Consider the following 16,303-nt stretch of genomic DNA (forward strand, 5'->3'; position numbering starts at 1 on the left):
GGGTTCGCACCGCGCTTCCTGCTGTTTGCACTTTTACGGCATCCCGATTGTCCCAATTCAACCGATCGGTAAGGTGCAGCTACTCACGAGGCGATTAAGGCGTTGACTGTAAGCTTTTCTCTGAGTGTTTCGTAAGCGGCCGATGAAGGTTGTAAAGTAGCTCCCGCTGGTCGAGTTTTGTCTCCAGATCAACGTCCCCCTTGCAGCTGAGAAGTTTGCCGAATGTGTTGCAACGATTAGTTGAGCCTACCAGACATTCAGGTCATTGGCTGCGGGTGCAGAAAGCTAGGGCAACATCAAGCTGCTGCAAGCACATCGGGCCAATAGCCGACACTCGACAAGGCATTGAATGCTGGGTTGTTTCGCAGGCGCAGCATATTAGTGGCAGGCTAAAACAGCCATCAACACGATTTAACAAAGACTTTTCGTAGAGTGATTTACTCAACGTCTGATTGATCGAACTGAGTTTGCTTCTTCTCCGCATACATCAGATCAAGCAACAAGTTGGAGATCTCAGCAGCTTTCTCTGGGTTTGATAGAAGATGCATCATCATTTTCTGGTGCGCCTCACCACTCGTAATAATGGCATCGTCTACTGCATTTTGGAAGCCGCCTAGCTTTGCCTGATCTTTGGTGTTGTTTTCAATCTGAGTCATAACAAGCGGATTTTCAGAGATTTTGTCTTTGAGAACGTACAGGTAATTGACCTTATCTTTTTCTGTAAGCCCATCCTCAGCAAACAGGTCATTCACACGCTCAATAATCTGCGAGAGGAATTCTTCTTTGGGATCTTTAGATTTGCCACTACCAAGCTCGTCAGCTGGCTCCAATCCCTCGCCTTCACCGCTTACCAACTGCAAGTCCTGCTGCTTAAGCTTCGACAGTCGGTAGTGGCTCAGTTCCACGTTGTCCAGATCAATCACATCATCCTCAATTGCAGCTTCGCGCAGCAAAGGACGCAGGCTTCGTGCAAACAGACTAAGCTTTTCCAGCTCCTTATCATCATAATTCACGATTTGTGAGATGAACTCATAAAACCGCACATACGTGCCCAAATCCTTCTTGAAGATTTCCAACCCGTCTTTTTCTTTCTTGCAGTCTTTGAACGCTGTATCCGTGTTGGCAATCAAGACAGGGTCGCCAGCTTTTTTGGCGCGCTCGAACATATCTTTTGAACGCTGATAGGCTTCAACGGCTGACTTATAACGATTGGTCCAGCGTTCCACAGCAGGCTTACAGATATTTGAGATGGCCGCACTGCTCTTGTTCTTTTGCAAGAAGGCTATGCAGTACTGCTCCACCTCGCTCCATAGGAATATTCCGGAGCTTCTGAGTTTTTCTGAGAGTTCGAAGACGAGATTAGGATTAGACACATCCATAAGTTCAGCGGTCTGATAATACTTCTGGAACGGGGCCAAAACGTCTTCTGGCTCATTGAAGAAGTCCAGAACAAACGTGCCGGATTCTGCTTTACCCTGATAGGTGCGGTTGAGGCGGGAAAGAGTTTGAACACATTCCACTCCGGCCAGTTTTTTATCCACGTACATGGCGCAGAGCTTGGGCTGATCAAACCCAGTCTGGAATTTATTCGCAACGATCATCACCTGATACTCGTCACCATCAAAAGCATTACGCACGTCGCGGCCTTTCAGGCCTGGGTTCATGCTGGTTTCAGTGAACTTCTCGCCAACCAATCCTGCTGAGTTCGGGTCTTTATCGGTGAACTCTACCTCTCCGGAAAAAGCAGCCATTGAGTGGATTTTATCGTAGCCTTTGGCTTTTGTGTATTTATCAAAAGCCAGCTTAAAACGAACAGCCTCTTTGCGTGAGCTGGTAACGACCATCGCCTTGGCTTGTCCGCCCAGCAAACCCATCACATTATCTTTGAAGTGCTCAACAATGATCTGCACTTTTTGAGCAATATTGTAGTCATGCAGCCGTACCCACTGGTTCAGCTTGACCTTGGCTTTTTTGCTTTCAACCTCGTCGTCTTTTTCCTGTATCTTAAGAGCGAGATTATAGGCGACTTTGTAGTTGGTGTAGTTTTTCAGCACATCGAGAATGAAGCCTTCCTCAATCGCCTGACGCATGGAATATATGTGGTAAGCCACTGGGATATTGGTGCGAGATGGCACCTCATCAGGCTTTGGCAGACGGCCAAACAACTCCAGCGTTTTAGCTTTTGGCGTTGCGGTAAAGGCAAAATAACTGAGGTTTTGCGAGGCGCGGCGTGAGGCTACAGCAGCATCAAGAATATCTTCGCTGCTCAGCTCTTCGTCGCCAGAGCTTTCCTCTTTCATCAGCACTTCTTTGAGCTGACGTGCGGTGGAGCCAGTCTGTGAAGAATGCGCTTCATCGGCAATAATGGCATAGCTGCGCGCCTTCAAGCTTGTGCTGTTCTCAATCGCTTTGAGCACAAACGGGAAGGTCTGGATGGTGACGATAATAATGGGCTGAGAAACCTCTAGCGCTTTAGCCAGCTTTTCAGACTTGGAACCATCACCTTCCTTGTTGTTGATGCGGCCAACAACACCGTCCACATGCTCAAACTGATAGATTGTGTCTTGCAGCTGGTCATCAAGCACTGTGCGGTCGGTGACGATGATGACGGAGTTGAACACCTTTTCGCCGTTGTCACCATAGAGCGAAGAGAGTTGATGTGCGGTCCATGCAATAGAATTGGATTTACCAGAGCCAGCACTGTGCTGAATAAGGTATTTTTGCCCAGAACCTTCGCTTTTTGCCGCATCAACAAGTTTGCCCACCACATCCCACTGATGATAGCGCGGGAAGATCATGGTCTCTTTTTTAATCTTCCTGCCCTGCCAGTCTTCCTTTTCCTCAATCTGCAGATGGATAAACCGGGCGAGGATGTTCAGAAGATTGTCGGGCCGCAGCACCTCTTGCCACAAATAGGTTGTGGCATATTCATTTTTGTCTTCTGGAACGTCATTGCCAGCCGCACCGTCCTTTGCCCCTTTGTTGAAGGGGAGGAAATATGTGTCTTTGCCTGCCAGTTTGGTGGTCATGTAGACCTCGTACTGGCTGACCGCGAAATGGACCAGCGCCCCGCGTTTGAATGTGAGCAACGGCTCTGGCTTGCGCGTTTCAGGGTCAACAGGCAGGCGAGTGGTTTTGTACTGCCGCTTGGCGCTGTCTACCGCCTGCTTGAACTCGGACTTTAACTCCAGCGTGGCAATTGGTAAGCCGTTGACGAACAGCACCAGATCGATGCGCCAGTTCTTTGCCTTCTTTCCGGTTGCTGCCAGATGCTCTGCTGTCGCCCAGGGGCTGTAAACCAGCTCTGGCACCACACGCAAACGGTTTTGTTTGAAGCGCGCCAGCGTGTCGGGGTTGAGGTCGTGCTCTGGCTTAAACTGACACAGGCTAAAGCGAGCATTGCGGTCTTTCAGGCCATGGCGCAACACACCAAGCGTGCCATAAAGGCGCATTTGTTTGTCGGCGGCTCTTGGGTCGGCTTTGCCAAGCTGAGCGGCAACGCATTCAAGGAATTTCTGGTCGCTGTTGCCGGGGTGGTTTCTGGCAAACTTCTGCCATTCCCCATCCTGCGTTTCTTTGACAAAGCTGAGCAGGTCTTCTTCATAAAGGGCAAGGGCGCGATTGTAGCCATCAGGCGAACCAAGCAACCAGCCATTGGCGCACAACTGGTTGATAATATCGCGCTGGAAATGCACTTCAGCTGCCTTGTCGCTCATTCCTAAAATTCCTTAAATATCAACTCATGATGGCGTAAACCAGCCATTATCTCAGGCGTCTTCCAACTGTGGTTCCGGTGCTCCAAGCAGTTGTTCAGCTTCCCATTGCTTATAGGTCTTGTTGGTGCCTTCCAGTTTCCAGGATTTTTGACCATTGGAAGAACGACCATTCACGATCGCCGCCGCAGCACTGGGGCTATTAAAGGCGTAATCAGCTGCAAAGCGCGCACTGCTGCCCGCGCTGACAATAACACCTGTTTTATCCAGCTCCTTACGCAAGGTTTCATAGGATGTGACGCGCCCGCCTTTGCCTTCCCAGCGCGCCCGCACAACCGAGCCCTTTTCAACGATGAACTCACCTTCCTCCAAACGCGCTTTTGCACTGAGACCGTGTTTAGGTGTGAGCAACTCAAAACGTGCCGAACTGGCGTCTTGCGCAGTGGGAACGAAAGAGCTGGCAATAACCGCTTGCTCTGGCGCAGGCCTGCTGCGTTTGCTCTCCACAAACAAATCAATGCCGAGAGCGGGGAGGATCATATAGAGGTTTTCCAGAAATCCTTCCATGTTGGCAACAGTCGCTTCACTCACCTGTGGTTTTTGTGGCACCTGGGTGTTGTCAAGGGTCACACGACTAACAGAGGCGGCCCGCTCGAAGCTGCGCGCTTCCAAAAACCGCACATGCGCCTTGTTCAGTTTGTTATCGGCTGAGGTCACAAACACCGCCTTCGTCCACCAATCCTTCTTAGAATCGTGGGTGCGAATACGTTGGCCAATATCCTCAGTTTCCCCGATATAGGCCATGGGCTCGCCGTCCTGCTGACCCAGCAGAATGTAAATGCCCGTGTAGCTGGCTTCTGTGCGCTCCAGTGCCTGCTTTATCTGGGTGCGCGGAACAAGCAGCACATGGCCTGTCCAGTTGAACAGCTCAGCCACCAGAAGGCCGTCCGCACGACCATCAACAAAAAACAGCTCCAGCGACCGACCCTTCATGCGCCCCAAACTCCTCGTGTGCTTTACGCAGATACTCGCGTTAAACTTGCAGATTCTTCAGCAGGTTGAAAGCCATCTTTCGACGGCACCCACTCGCGCACATCAATCTTGCCCGTCACCGCAGCGGAGATAAGCGCCGTGCGGCGTTCTTTGAGGAGGTCGATGGCGGCTTGGGCCTTGGAGATCAAGTTCAAGAACACATGATCTTGAGTCTTGCAGTGCTCGATAATCTCTCTTTGTTCAGAAAGGAGAAGTGTTGGGATCTTAAAATTTTCAAGCGCTCCCAGATAAATGCCGGGTTGCGCAGAGAAACCTACATTTTGCCACAAGAGTTCCTGAAAATTTGTTGAACGGAAGGCGTAAAGTAGAAACTCACTGTGAATGCGATCTGCGTTTGTTCTGAAAATTGCAACACTTCTCTGAATATGGAAATTTGACATTTTAGTCACTAGTGCTGACTTACCGAGGGTTGCTCCAACTATTGCGAGCAAAACATCATCAGCCTGAGGGATAAATGAACGACATAGGGCCTGGTACGCCTCTCTTGAGATGTGAGAGTCATCATTTAAGAATCGGAACTTGCCGTTTATGATATTGCGAACGCTAAGCAATGGCACGCCGACATCCACTCTAGGTGGAGGTAAATGCGTACCATCTTTGATCAAATTACAAAGGTACTTGAGAGGTAAGGCCTCCCAATGCTCCGGCACATCACCGAGCCAGTCGACGCCGGAGGGGCGTAAGGGGGCGTCTGGGTTCAGGCCTTTGGTGACAGCGTGAGAGATCACCGCCTGCCGCTTTTCTTCCAGCAACCCAATCAACCGCTCCTGCCTCTCAATCAACCGATCAATCTTCGCGGTTTCATGGTCGAGAAAATCAATGATCTGCTCAATCTCTTCAGGAGTGGGAAGACCAACTTTTATTGCCCCAACTGTATCGGTGTTTAAATTCAGCTGCGTTCCCATTTTACCAAGCCCCTTATAGGCTTGCCCACCTGCGAAGATGTAGAAAAGGAATTTGCTTGGTATCTCTAATTCGGGGAAATATACAAAGCCATCGTGAATGCAGGCATTCATTCCTGTGATGCAGGGTTTTCCAACGCTCCCGGCGATACTTAGAAATAGTTCATTAGGTGCCAGCTTTACGCTTAAGGAACTGCCTAATTTAGATAACCTTTGTGGAGCACTTAGAAGATAGACATCTGATGCGGTGACATCTGCGATTCTAGTCCACGCGTACTCACCTTCATCGTCGAAGTATTTGGGGTCGTCAATTGGGCGCGGGGACGCGCCACGCTTCACAACGCTAAGGTGTTTGATCTGTTTGAGTTCCCACTCACTCGGGATCTCCCCAAGCCATTCAACACCACTCTTTTTGTATTCCGGGTATGCCTTATACTTGCCAGCCATCAGGAGTGGACCTCCTGAAGCAGCTGCATAATCTCGTTGCTCACCGCGTCCAGTTCAGCGTCGATCTCTTCCAGTGCCCGTGGGGGCTGGTAGATATAAAAATGGCGGTTGAAGGGGATTTCATAGCCGACAATGCCGACTTCCTCGTCAATTGCATCTTTCTTGGTGGCGTCAATCCACGCCTCTGGCACATGGGGTTTTACCTCGCAGGCGAAGTAATCTTCGTTAGTCTCATTGACAGTGCGGGACGGGTCCAGCGGCACGTTTTCATTATCGCGTAGGTCGCCATCTGGTTTGTACTCCACACTCTGCCCGTTCACATCAAACAGGCCGTAGGTTGGGTTCGGCGTGGTAGCCTTGTGAACCTTTTTGATAACCGGCGCAGCCTGCGGGTTCTTCCAGCTCACAGCGGTCGTGATTTGCTTTTTGGCGGCTGTTTCCAGCTTAACATCGCTTTGCTTCTGCGCTGCCTTTAGCGTGTCGTCAAAGGTGTTCATGTCGTTGTGCTGATCGGTGCCGATAACCGCTTGCAGGTCTTTGGCGCTGAGCAGAGTGGCCTTCTGTCCTGTCCATGTATCCCGCTTCAGCAAGTCCTTGATATGCTTTTCCTTCAGCTCTGCAAAGCTGGCTTTGATGTGGGCGCGGATTTCTGTCTCATGCTCAGCCAGATCGCCATAGCGTGGGCAGTCCGGTGCGTCTGTCCAGTTCCCCCCATAGGTCTCAAAGATCCACTGCATCACAGTGCCCAGTGGTTTTGGAGCAAAGCGCAGGGTCTCCAATCGCTCATCAGAAAACTGGAAGCTCTCACGCAGCGGGCGCTCAATGGTCAGGCGGCGATAACCGAACTCATGTGACTTGAGGATTTTGGAGGCGAAGGTTTTGATCTCAGCCTTCTTGCCAATTGCAGACTTGCGCCCACGTGTGCTGGCAGGTTCTTCTGCCTTGTCCAGCTCTCGTGCGTCCACCACCTCAAACGCGCCGAAACAGCGGGTGATGGTGCGGATGTCATCGTCGCTCATCTGGTTACGCTTGGAGCCAAGAGACTTGCGCATCTTGGAATAAAGGTTCGCCCCGTTAATGAGTTGCACCTGTCCTTTGCGCTCAGCGCTCTTTTTATTGCTGAGCACCCACACATAGGTGGCAATGCCGGTGTTGTAGAACATATCCGTTGGCAACGCGATGATGGCTTCCAGCAGGTCAGCCTCTAAAACGTAACGGCGGATTTCACTTTCCCCAGAGCCAGCGCCACCCGTAAACAGCGGAGACCCATTGAGGATGATGCCGATACGCCCGCCGCCTTCATGGGTGTCGCGTAACTTGGAAATGAGGTGCATGAGGAACAGCAGCGACCCATCTGACACACGCGGCAGGCCGGGGCCGAAGCGTCCATCATGGCCTTTCAGGGTGTGCTCGTCCTTGATGTCGCCTTCAATCTTTTTCCAGTCCACCCCAAATGGCGGGTTGGAGAGCATATAATCAAACTTGTCGGCGTAGAGCTGATCCTGGCTGAGCGTGTTGCCAAGTTTGATATTGTCAACTTCCTGCCCCTTGATCAGCATATCTGCCTTACAAATGGCATAGCTCTCCGGGTTCAGCTCCTGCCCAAAACCGCGCATAACCGCTTGCGGGTTCAGCTCGTGAACATACTCCATACCAGAAGACAAAAACCCGCCAGTCCCTGCGGTAGGGTCATAAATAGTGCGGATAATACCCGGCTTCGTCAGCGCGTCATCATCCTCCATAAACACCAATGATGTGGTGAGGCGCACGATATCACGCGGAGTGAAGTGCTCACCAGCCGTCTCGTTGGAACCTTCCGCAAAGCGCCGGATCAGTTCCTCAAACACCAGCCCCATTTCATGGTTGGAGATGTTTTGCGGGCTAAGGTCAGCCTCACGAACGCGCTGTACCACTTTGTAAAGCAGGTTGGCCTCTGCCAGTTGAGCGATAAACTCGGCGAACTTGAAATGCTCAAAGATCTCGCGGGCATCCTTGGAGAAGCCCTGAATGTAGCTCTCCAGATTGTCCTTGATGCCCGTTTCGCCCAGCTTGGACATATCCATTCTGGAGGTGTTGTAGAAAGACAATCCAGCAGCCCGCAGCAACAGCTTCTCCTGCGCCTCTTCTGGCAAGTTCATCGACTTGAGCTTCTCAGCTTGCCCTAACACTGCATCCTTACTGCCTTCCAACACGCATTCAAGGCGGCGCAGCAGTGTAAACGGCAGGATAACACGGCCATACTGGCTTTGCTTAAAATCTCCACGCAGCAAATCAGCAAGAGACCAGATGAAGGCAGCTAGGTTATTGGTTTAATGAGACACGAAGAGTTTCCAGAATGATTAGGAGCCAGCAATTATGGCCACTATCAACACCCCCCACACGCCGAGTAAATACCGGAAGCTAACTAATTAGCGCATTTAGTTCACAGAGCCGCTTTTTTCCAAACAAAACACGTGACAAAGACTGATGCTATGCCGGAACATTCAACCCTTGATAGATTTATCTGATTAGCTAGAAATACCTTGTCGCAAGCGCAATAACTGTTTAGACGCTCCATCCTTCGCACCTGCAGCGAATGTCCGCAAATGGTGGTGATTCAACTGGTTGCGGCAACACACTGTGAGAACTTCTCAGCTGGAGTTTGATATTGCAAGGTCTTGCATGGTCGTTCGTTGAGTTGTCTTGCGATTGCATCAAGTTCAGGCTGCGTGTGTACAGATAAGTCAGTGCCTCGGGGCAAATACTGCCGCAGCAAGCGGTTCGTGTTTTCGTTTGATCCGCGTTGTCACGGTGAATGTGGGTCGCAGAAGTATACAGCAACATCCGTTACTAATGTCAGGCTTAGATGATCTGCCATCTCTTTGCCTCGATCCCAAGTCAAGGATTTGTAAAACTCTTTTGGCAATTTGTGGGTGTGTTTGATCAACCCGGAGATAACACTGCTCGTGTCTTTGTTAGCAACCTTGATCAACATGACATAGCGTGTTTGCCGCTCAACAAGAGTGGCAATATAGCTATTCTTGGATCCTCCGATCAGATCACCTTCCCAATGCCCTAGTATTGCACGGTCTTCGACGCAAGCAGGCCTTTTGCTGATCGAAACGGCATCCTTAATTTGGCCTAGACTATTTCGTTTGAGGCTTGCGTGTCTGGACCGGCGTATCGTGCGTTTAGCACGCAGATGGTCCAGCAGTTCTTTCTTCAATACGCCGCGGGCCTGTATGTAAAGGCTTCGATATATCGTCTCGTGGGACACCAGCTTGCTTACGTCTCCTGGAAAGCTACGTTTGAGCCAGCCAGAAATCTGTTCTGGAGACCACTTGCTGCGCAACTTCACCGATACTGCGTGGCTCAATGAAGGATGACAAGCGAGTTTGCATGTCTTGGGCCGCAGAGCGCGGTCCCAGGCAGCCTGATCCGCCGCTGCTGCGCGATAAGTAACCCGACCTCCGTTGCGCTGTACCTCGCGACTGATCGTAGACGGGCTCCGGCTCAACTGGCGGGCTATAGATCGTAAAGAGGCGTTAATGCTGAGACCGCGCGATATTTCCTCACGTTCTTTCAAGCTCAGCGCCAGCTTACCACGATGCCGTTCAGAAGGGCGGATGCCTCCGGTTGGCGAAATGACAGAAAACACCGAGGAGGACTGCCGGTCGAACACACGACCAATCGAACTCATCGACTCTCCCCGCTGCCATCGATCTCAAATCAGTGCTCGTTGTGCGGCAGAATAGTAAATACAGCGGCGATACGTCATGTCGAACACTCCATCTTTATTCAAAGGTTAAAGTGTTGCGACCACCAGTTGAAACCACCGTCACACTACGACATACGGTGTTCGCGAATATTCAAGCAAATACCTCCACATTCATGCCGTCAGTTCTTACCCCCCTCCTTTCAACCCCGCCTCAATCCTCTCCCCGACCGTTTCTGAGAGCACCCGTATCGGATGAGCATCATGGTTCACATAGCGGTTGGTGATGGTCACGTTGCGGTGGCGCAGAAGATGGCTAATGAGGAAAGCGTTGCTACCTGATTGCGCAGCAAATGTACCAACCGTATGGCGTAGATCATGAATGCGCACATCTGGAATGTCAGCATGATGGCGTACCCGCTGCCATGCATTTTCCACCAGCTCCTTTGTAATATGCCTTGTAGGATCGTTTATACGAGCAAGAACATAGGGAGAGCCGTCTAAGCGCGGTATATCGGAGAGGATGTCGAGCACATTCCCACTAACCGGGTGAGGTTTGCGGCCATCACCTTTCTTTGAAGGCAAGGCAATTGCCCCTTCATCAAAGTCTACATGCTTCCATTCAAGAGAAGCGATCTCCATCAGCCGAGCCCCCGTGTAAAGCAGCAGCTTGAGACAATAAAGCGCCATGGGGTTCACAGGTGTCCGGCGCTTTTCAATATCGTGGCGCAAGTGCTTGTGGTTCTCTGGGCTAGCCTTGATGATCCATGGAAGCCCCTCCTTCTCCGCAAGTTCAAGCGTCTTACCCAAGCGCTGTAACTCATCACCAGACAGGAACCGGTCGCGCTCATTTTCTTTGTAACGCTTCACCAACCGCACCGGATTGCTGTGTTCAGGCCTCAAGCCCCACACTTCAGCCAGGTTGAACGCTTTAGAGATGATCGCCAGCACATGGTTTGCTTGTCGCGGTGTCCGCCTCATGGAGCGATGCAGCTTGGAGATATCCTGCCGGGTGACTGAAGCCAGCTTCGCTTTGCCTAAAGGCTTGCGCACACAGCGCTCAAGAATACGCCGGATCTCAATCAGAGACTTTGGCTTGTTATGCACCTCAACATGTTCACTCAGGTACATGTCCAGCAAATCATCAACCGTTGGCGCATTGCGAATGATCTTACGATTAACGGTTGGATCTTCCCCATTACGAACCTTGGCCAGAACATCGACAGCCAATCCCCTCGCCTGATCTGGTGTCAGCTCCCCGTATTTGCCAAGGGTCAGACGGCGGGAGCGTCCTTCTAGTGTGCGATATTGGACAATGAAGGTTTTACGCCCGGTTGGCGCCACCTGCAGCCCAAATCCTGAGAGCTTACCGTCCCAGACGAAGTACTTCTTCGCTGTTGGCTTGGCCGCATCAACCGTCCGCTTCGTAACATTGGGCATCAGACAAAACTCTCCCGCTGACGGCCCATGACAAGAACCACCATACGTGCGAAAATAGAAGTTAAAATTAGTCCCCGATTACTGCTGTTTCTGACGGTCTGACAGCTTGTGACGACCTTTTGGGCTTTTCTAATGGCCCTATGCAAAACACGGCCTCATCCCCTTACAGATCGCTTGCTCAATGCCTACCGTTTCTTGTCAGCATATTGTAAGCAAATGTACGAGTTTCGCAGCGAAATGCAAGGTAGGCAGGAGCAAATAATTTTCTACAACTCATTGATTCATAGTACTGAATCGTAGTAGAGTGTAAGTGACGGTGAGTTGCAAATTGCAACTTGTAATCAGGGGGTCGCGGGTTCAATTCCTGCTGCTAGCACCTTCGTTTCTCTCTTGATTTATCAAGAGAATTCCAAAGCCTCCCGGAGGAGGCTTTTTTGCTTTTCTGAAATGAGCTCACCCATCCAGATCAATTGGATCACTGTCAAACGTCAGGCCAGGGACAAGGACGACGGAACCGTCCTTTTCTTTCTTTGCTGCCAGTGACAGATACAAAGTTCCCGTGGAACCCACATCCATAATCGCGAAGAGGTAGGGGGTGTCGGGAGTTCCCATTCCGGTTGGATGGTCCAGGCGACCTGTTGCGAGGCCAACCAGTGCGGCTCCCCATGCTTTTAGAGTTTCGCGATCGCCGGCAACTTTTTGGACCCAGTTCTCGATGGTCTCCGGCACATCACCACCATTCGTAATCAGCGAGAGCCAGTCTATTGCTGGCACTTCGCCCAAATCACCAACATGGCCACCAAATCCGATAGCTGGAAAAAGAAGCGGGTTCCACTTGCTGAATTCTTCAGCGGCATTTGCAGCCTTATCACTACTGCCTTTCTTCAGAGCCTGTAATGCATCTTTTAGACAACCGTTGAGATCTTTGCTGACGGTTTTTAGCTGCTTACGCAATTGAGCGACTGGGTCTTTCAACCAGTCTTTATTGAGTTTGTATTCTACAGGATCTTTCCCCACGGGAAGAAGCAGCCCAACCAGAAGTCCAAACTCCAGAGTTGCAACATCCAGCTCATCGGCTCCTATTGTTTTTTTCATACCAAACTCCTCACGGTATCTGCGTTAAAACACTTGTGAGGAATGACGAGAGCCTGGCGACTGCGTGAATATCTGGACTTGTAGAACTCAGTAGATGGTTAAGGAATGAGAAACCCATCAGCATGTTGGCCGCCGATGAAGCCGTTAAAATTCTCATAGAACTTTCGGGCACGGTTTAAGCATCGGCTTACCTCAACTCCAACGGACAACGCTCAATACGTCATTTTATGGCTAGATAATAATTACATATCGCCATAGGCACGACCGCATGCTCCCCCAGAACGAGGAGACCTGTAATGAGCTTAGAAAACCCAAACACTGGTGAAGATGTAAATGCTCTTGAAGGGATTATAAGCACCTATCACTCAGAAATCGCAGACAACACGATTTTGCTGGCAGAGCTGGCCAAACTGAAAGATTTTCTGGAACACAGTGGCCAACATTCTCTCAAAGAACGCGTACAGGTCTTTGACCATATTCTGGAAGAACTTCAGGAAAACTCCGGCGACCACCTTCGTATGACGGAAGAGAGCCCTCAACTGGATCACCACGAAGTAGAAGCCAACCGGCATCTGGATGAACAGGAAACCTTAAGAGACGCGCTGAACAGGTTCGGTTCTCGCTACCTGAACTGACTTCAGCGCAAAGCACTCAAAAGCATCGCCAATTAAGGAGTGCTGCGTACGCCCCAGCACGTAGCACGGCAGTTTTAATTTGACCGTCCCTTCCCTTCGTATCATGCCTGAAAGCAAGACGGAGGCAATCATGCATGTGCTACGAGATCTGATTTTACAAAATGAAAACACCCTCATAGACCGCATATTCTTTTATGCCAAAAGTCAGGGTTACACGCAGTACACAGCCACACTGCGGGAGGCATGGCGCATATCAGTTGAAGGTCTATCAAAATCCATCATCACAGCGATGGAGTCTTATGACACACCGCCTGAAATTGATGTCAGCTCCGATTTCTCCAGCCACCCCTTCGCTGCATTTGGCGTAGAGCAAGCCAAGAGCCATCGATCCAGAGGTGTAACACTGGGCTACTTCCTCGGTCTGACAAAATACTACCGCAGCGCCTATCTGGATCTGCTGGAAACACAAGAGTTTTCAGAGGCAGATAGAGCCAGATATCGCGCCTACTTACTGCGTTATTTCGATTTCATGGAACTTGGGTTTTCGACGGAATGGAGTGGTGTAGCCGAAGATAAAAAACTGCACGAGGCTTATGAAGAAAACCGCCGTATCACCAATGAGAAGAACAAGTATCTCACCATCCTGGAAAGCCTGAGCGACCCCATCGTATTGATGGATGAAAGTGGCCAGGTCAATGACCTGAACTATGCTGCTCAGGCTGTTTTTTGTGGGTTGCAAAACACGAAGGTCAAATACGTCAATGCAGCCACACGTGAGCTGCTGACAAACCAACTACTGCCTTATCTGCCACAGAAGCTGGAAAGCTGCTATACAGACATCACGCTGGACACCGCGATAGGTCCACGCGTTTTTGATATCCGCGCCCAACATATCGTCGACTTCAGCCGCAAGTTTCCCGGGATGATCCTCATCCTCAATGATGTCACCGACCATAAAAAAGCCAAGGAAGAAGCTGAAGCCGCGAATAGCGCCAAGTCCACCTTTCTTGCTTCCATGAGCCACGAAATCAGAACACCTCTGAACGGAGTGCTGGGACTAGCCGACCTCCTCAAGGACACGAGCCTCAAGCCAGAACAGCACCGCTATCTGGATGGCATCATCTCCTCCGGCGAAATGCTGCGATCAATCCTCAATGATGTACTGGATTACTCCAAGGTGGAAGCAGGCTCGCTGGAGCTGGAGGCCGTTGATTTCAAGATCAGACAAGTCATCAAACAGGTTGTTGACCTCACCCAACAAGACGCTGAAACCAAAGGACTACAGCTTCACATAGAGGTACATCCGCAGGTTCCAGAAATACTGCGGGCTCATCCCACCAAGATCAGGCAAATCCTATTGAATTTCGTCAGCAATGCCATCAAGTTTACCAGTAAAGGTTCCATCACCATCGGCGTGCATATTCCTGAAAGCAAGATCCGACAGGCAAGATGTCTTCAGATCATGGTGACGGATACTGGAGTGGGTCTGCCCACCGGAGATCACAGCTACCTGTTTGAACCATTTGTACAGCAAAACGCCGCAATCAATCGCTTGTTCGGAGGAACTGGTCTCGGTCTTGCAATCTCAAAACGCCTGGTCAACGCGATGGGTGGTGAAATCGGTTGTCGATCTAATCAAGCTCAGGGCGCAAGCTTCCACTTCACCATTCCGTTTTTTGAAGCGGATCAGACCGTCAGCGTCATTGAAGATAAGCAAGAGACCTGGAAGCCAAAGAAGTTGAAAATCTTGCTTGTTGAAGACAACAAGGTCAATCAGTTGGTCACTGAAGGCTTCCTAGATAAGGCAGGGCATGGATGTCGCACAGTCGGCGGCGGTGAAGACGCATTGGCCCAGTTGCACGAACACCGTTTCGATTTGGTGCTCATGGATAACCGTATGCCCGGTCTGAGCGGCACAGATACCATCGCCCGCATCCGAGCCTCTCACTACCACCATATTTCCAACATTCCCGTTATTGTACAAAGCGCCTGCATCTTCCTGGCTGACATCGAGAAGAGCTTCACTGCTGGTGCCGATGGGTTCCTTGGCAAGCCGTATTCTCAAGAGGACCTTGAGGATGCCATCGCCTCCTGCCTCTCTGACAGAGCCATGTTTGCACGTAAATCCAGACAGACATTGCAGGAGCAACCTACAGAACTCATTGATACAACGGTGTTACGTGGTCACTTCGAGATGCTGGGAGAAACGCGGGCCAAACGCATTGTCGATGCATATATGCAAACGTCGCGTTTCATCATTCCAGAGCTGCGAAACCACATCGCAACCCAAAACTTTTCCAAGATCAGAGACAAGGCGCATAGCATGAAGGGCGCATCCCATAATGTGGGTCTCATTCATACCGCTAATCTCGCAGAGCAGTTGGAACAGGCAGCTCAAAACAAGGAAAAGCACAAAATTATGGAGATCTTCAGCGCACTGGAGGTGACCTACACAGCCTCAAAGCACAAGCTGAACGAAACCTGGCTCAATTGCCTGACGAAAGCACCGGCAAGCGCATAAGCGTCTTCAGTACGCACCTGTAAACACATAGCCAACGCCATGCACAGTCATGATCAAAGTCGGGTCTTTGGGGTTCGCTTCAATCTTACGGCGCAACCGGCCAATCAGCACATCAACAGTACGGTCGCTTGGGTCCCATTCCCAATGGTTCAGGTGATCCAATAGGTTATCACGGGTGAGTACGCGGCCTTTGTTCTCAACCAGCGCTGAGAGCAGCTCAAACTCGCCACGTGTTAAACGAACATCCTCTCCCTCAGGAGATTGAAGCCCGCGCTTGTCCAAGTCCAGAACCCAACCTGAGAAATTCAACACGCGCTCATCAACAGCGGCAGGCACCCGCCCTGCCCTCACCCGGCGCAGCAAATTTTTGGAACGTGCTAACAGCTCACGCGGGTTGAACGGCTTGATCACATAGTCGTCAGCTTCCATTTCAAGCGCAACAATCCGGTCCACATCATCCGTCCGGCCTGTCACCATGATGATCCCGACGTCAGACTTCTTTCGCACGTCCTTCAAAAGCGTTAGGCCATCATCATCTGGCAGACGAATATCAAGCATAATCAGGTCCACATCACCACCAGCAAAAACCGAGCGCATTTGCGCGCCGTCTTCTGCTTCAGAAACACGGTATCCTTCGGTCTCAAAATATCCGGAAAGTGCCACGCGGCTGGTCAGGTCATCATCAACGACCAGTATATGTGCCTTATTTGTCATATGCTTGTTGTCGGCTTGTGTGTTTACATCATGTTTACACCATTCTACACCCCGTTCATATTTCCTCCAAACGCTATTTACAACCTTAG

At 50.7% G+C, this 16,303-nt stretch carries 9 protein-coding genes and 1 pseudogene; 2 read left to right on the forward strand and 8 right to left on the reverse strand.

All coding sequences use genetic code 11. The features are described from left to right. Positions 1–437 precede the first annotated feature (437 nt). The 7 genes and pseudogenes from PsAD46_RS22220 to PsAD46_RS22250 form a co-directional block, all read right to left on the reverse strand. A complete protein-coding gene (locus PsAD46_RS22220; RefSeq protein WP_063307889.1) occupies positions 438–3,716 on the reverse strand; it encodes a DEAD/DEAH box helicase family protein in 3,279 nt (1,092 codons plus the stop codon). 51 nt (positions 3,717–3,767) lie between these two features. Then, a complete protein-coding gene (locus PsAD46_RS22225) occupies positions 3,768–4,706 on the reverse strand; it encodes a GIY-YIG nuclease family protein (protein WP_193776990.1) in 939 nt (312 codons plus the stop codon). 23 nt (positions 4,707–4,729) lie between these two features. Next, a complete protein-coding gene (locus PsAD46_RS22230; RefSeq protein WP_063307891.1) occupies positions 4,730–6,115 on the reverse strand; it encodes a restriction endonuclease subunit S in 1,386 nt (461 codons plus the stop codon). Continuing rightward, positions 6,115–8,403, reverse strand: coding sequence for a class I SAM-dependent DNA methyltransferase (locus PsAD46_RS28465; protein ID WP_063307892.1), 2,289 nt, complete (start codon positions 8,401–8,403; stop codon positions 6,115–6,117). Before PsAD46_RS28465 ends, PsAD46_RS22230 begins: the two co-directional genes overlap by 1 nt. A gap of 308 nt (positions 8,404–8,711) precedes the next feature. Then, a pseudogene (locus tag PsAD46_RS22240) lies at positions 8,712–9,872 on the reverse strand (IS30 family transposase). 126 nt (positions 9,873–9,998) lie between these two features. Continuing rightward, a complete protein-coding gene (locus tag PsAD46_RS22245) occupies positions 9,999–11,249 on the reverse strand; it encodes a site-specific integrase (RefSeq protein WP_063307893.1) in 1,251 nt (416 codons plus the stop codon). 453 nt (positions 11,250–11,702) lie between these two features. Further along, positions 11,703–12,344, reverse strand: coding sequence for a hypothetical protein (locus PsAD46_RS22250; RefSeq protein ID WP_063292693.1), 642 nt, complete (start codon positions 12,342–12,344; stop codon positions 11,703–11,705). Positions 12,345–12,640: 296 nt separating this feature from the next. Between PsAD46_RS22250 and PsAD46_RS22255 the strand changes: the two genes are divergently transcribed. Next, positions 12,641–12,979, forward strand: coding sequence for a hypothetical protein (locus tag PsAD46_RS22255; RefSeq protein WP_057462490.1), 339 nt, complete (start codon positions 12,641–12,643; stop codon positions 12,977–12,979). A 130-nt stretch (positions 12,980–13,109) separates the two neighbouring features. After that, on the forward strand, positions 13,110–15,500 hold the full coding sequence (locus PsAD46_RS22260) for an ATP-binding protein (RefSeq protein WP_063307894.1): 2,391 nt from the start codon (positions 13,110–13,112) through the stop codon (positions 15,498–15,500). 6 nt (positions 15,501–15,506) lie between these two features. On the opposite strand, the gene PsAD46_RS22265 is transcribed toward PsAD46_RS22260, so the two are convergent. Continuing rightward, positions 15,507–16,214 carry a response regulator gene (locus tag PsAD46_RS22265; protein WP_063307895.1) on the reverse strand — a complete coding sequence of 236 codons (708 nt, stop codon included), beginning with the start codon at positions 16,212–16,214 and terminating at the stop codon, positions 15,507–15,509. Positions 16,215–16,303: the final 89 nt, after the last annotated feature.

This window comes from Pseudovibrio sp. Ad46, from assembly GCF_001623065.1.
Taxonomy (GTDB): Bacteria; Pseudomonadota; Alphaproteobacteria; order Rhizobiales; family Stappiaceae; genus Pseudovibrio.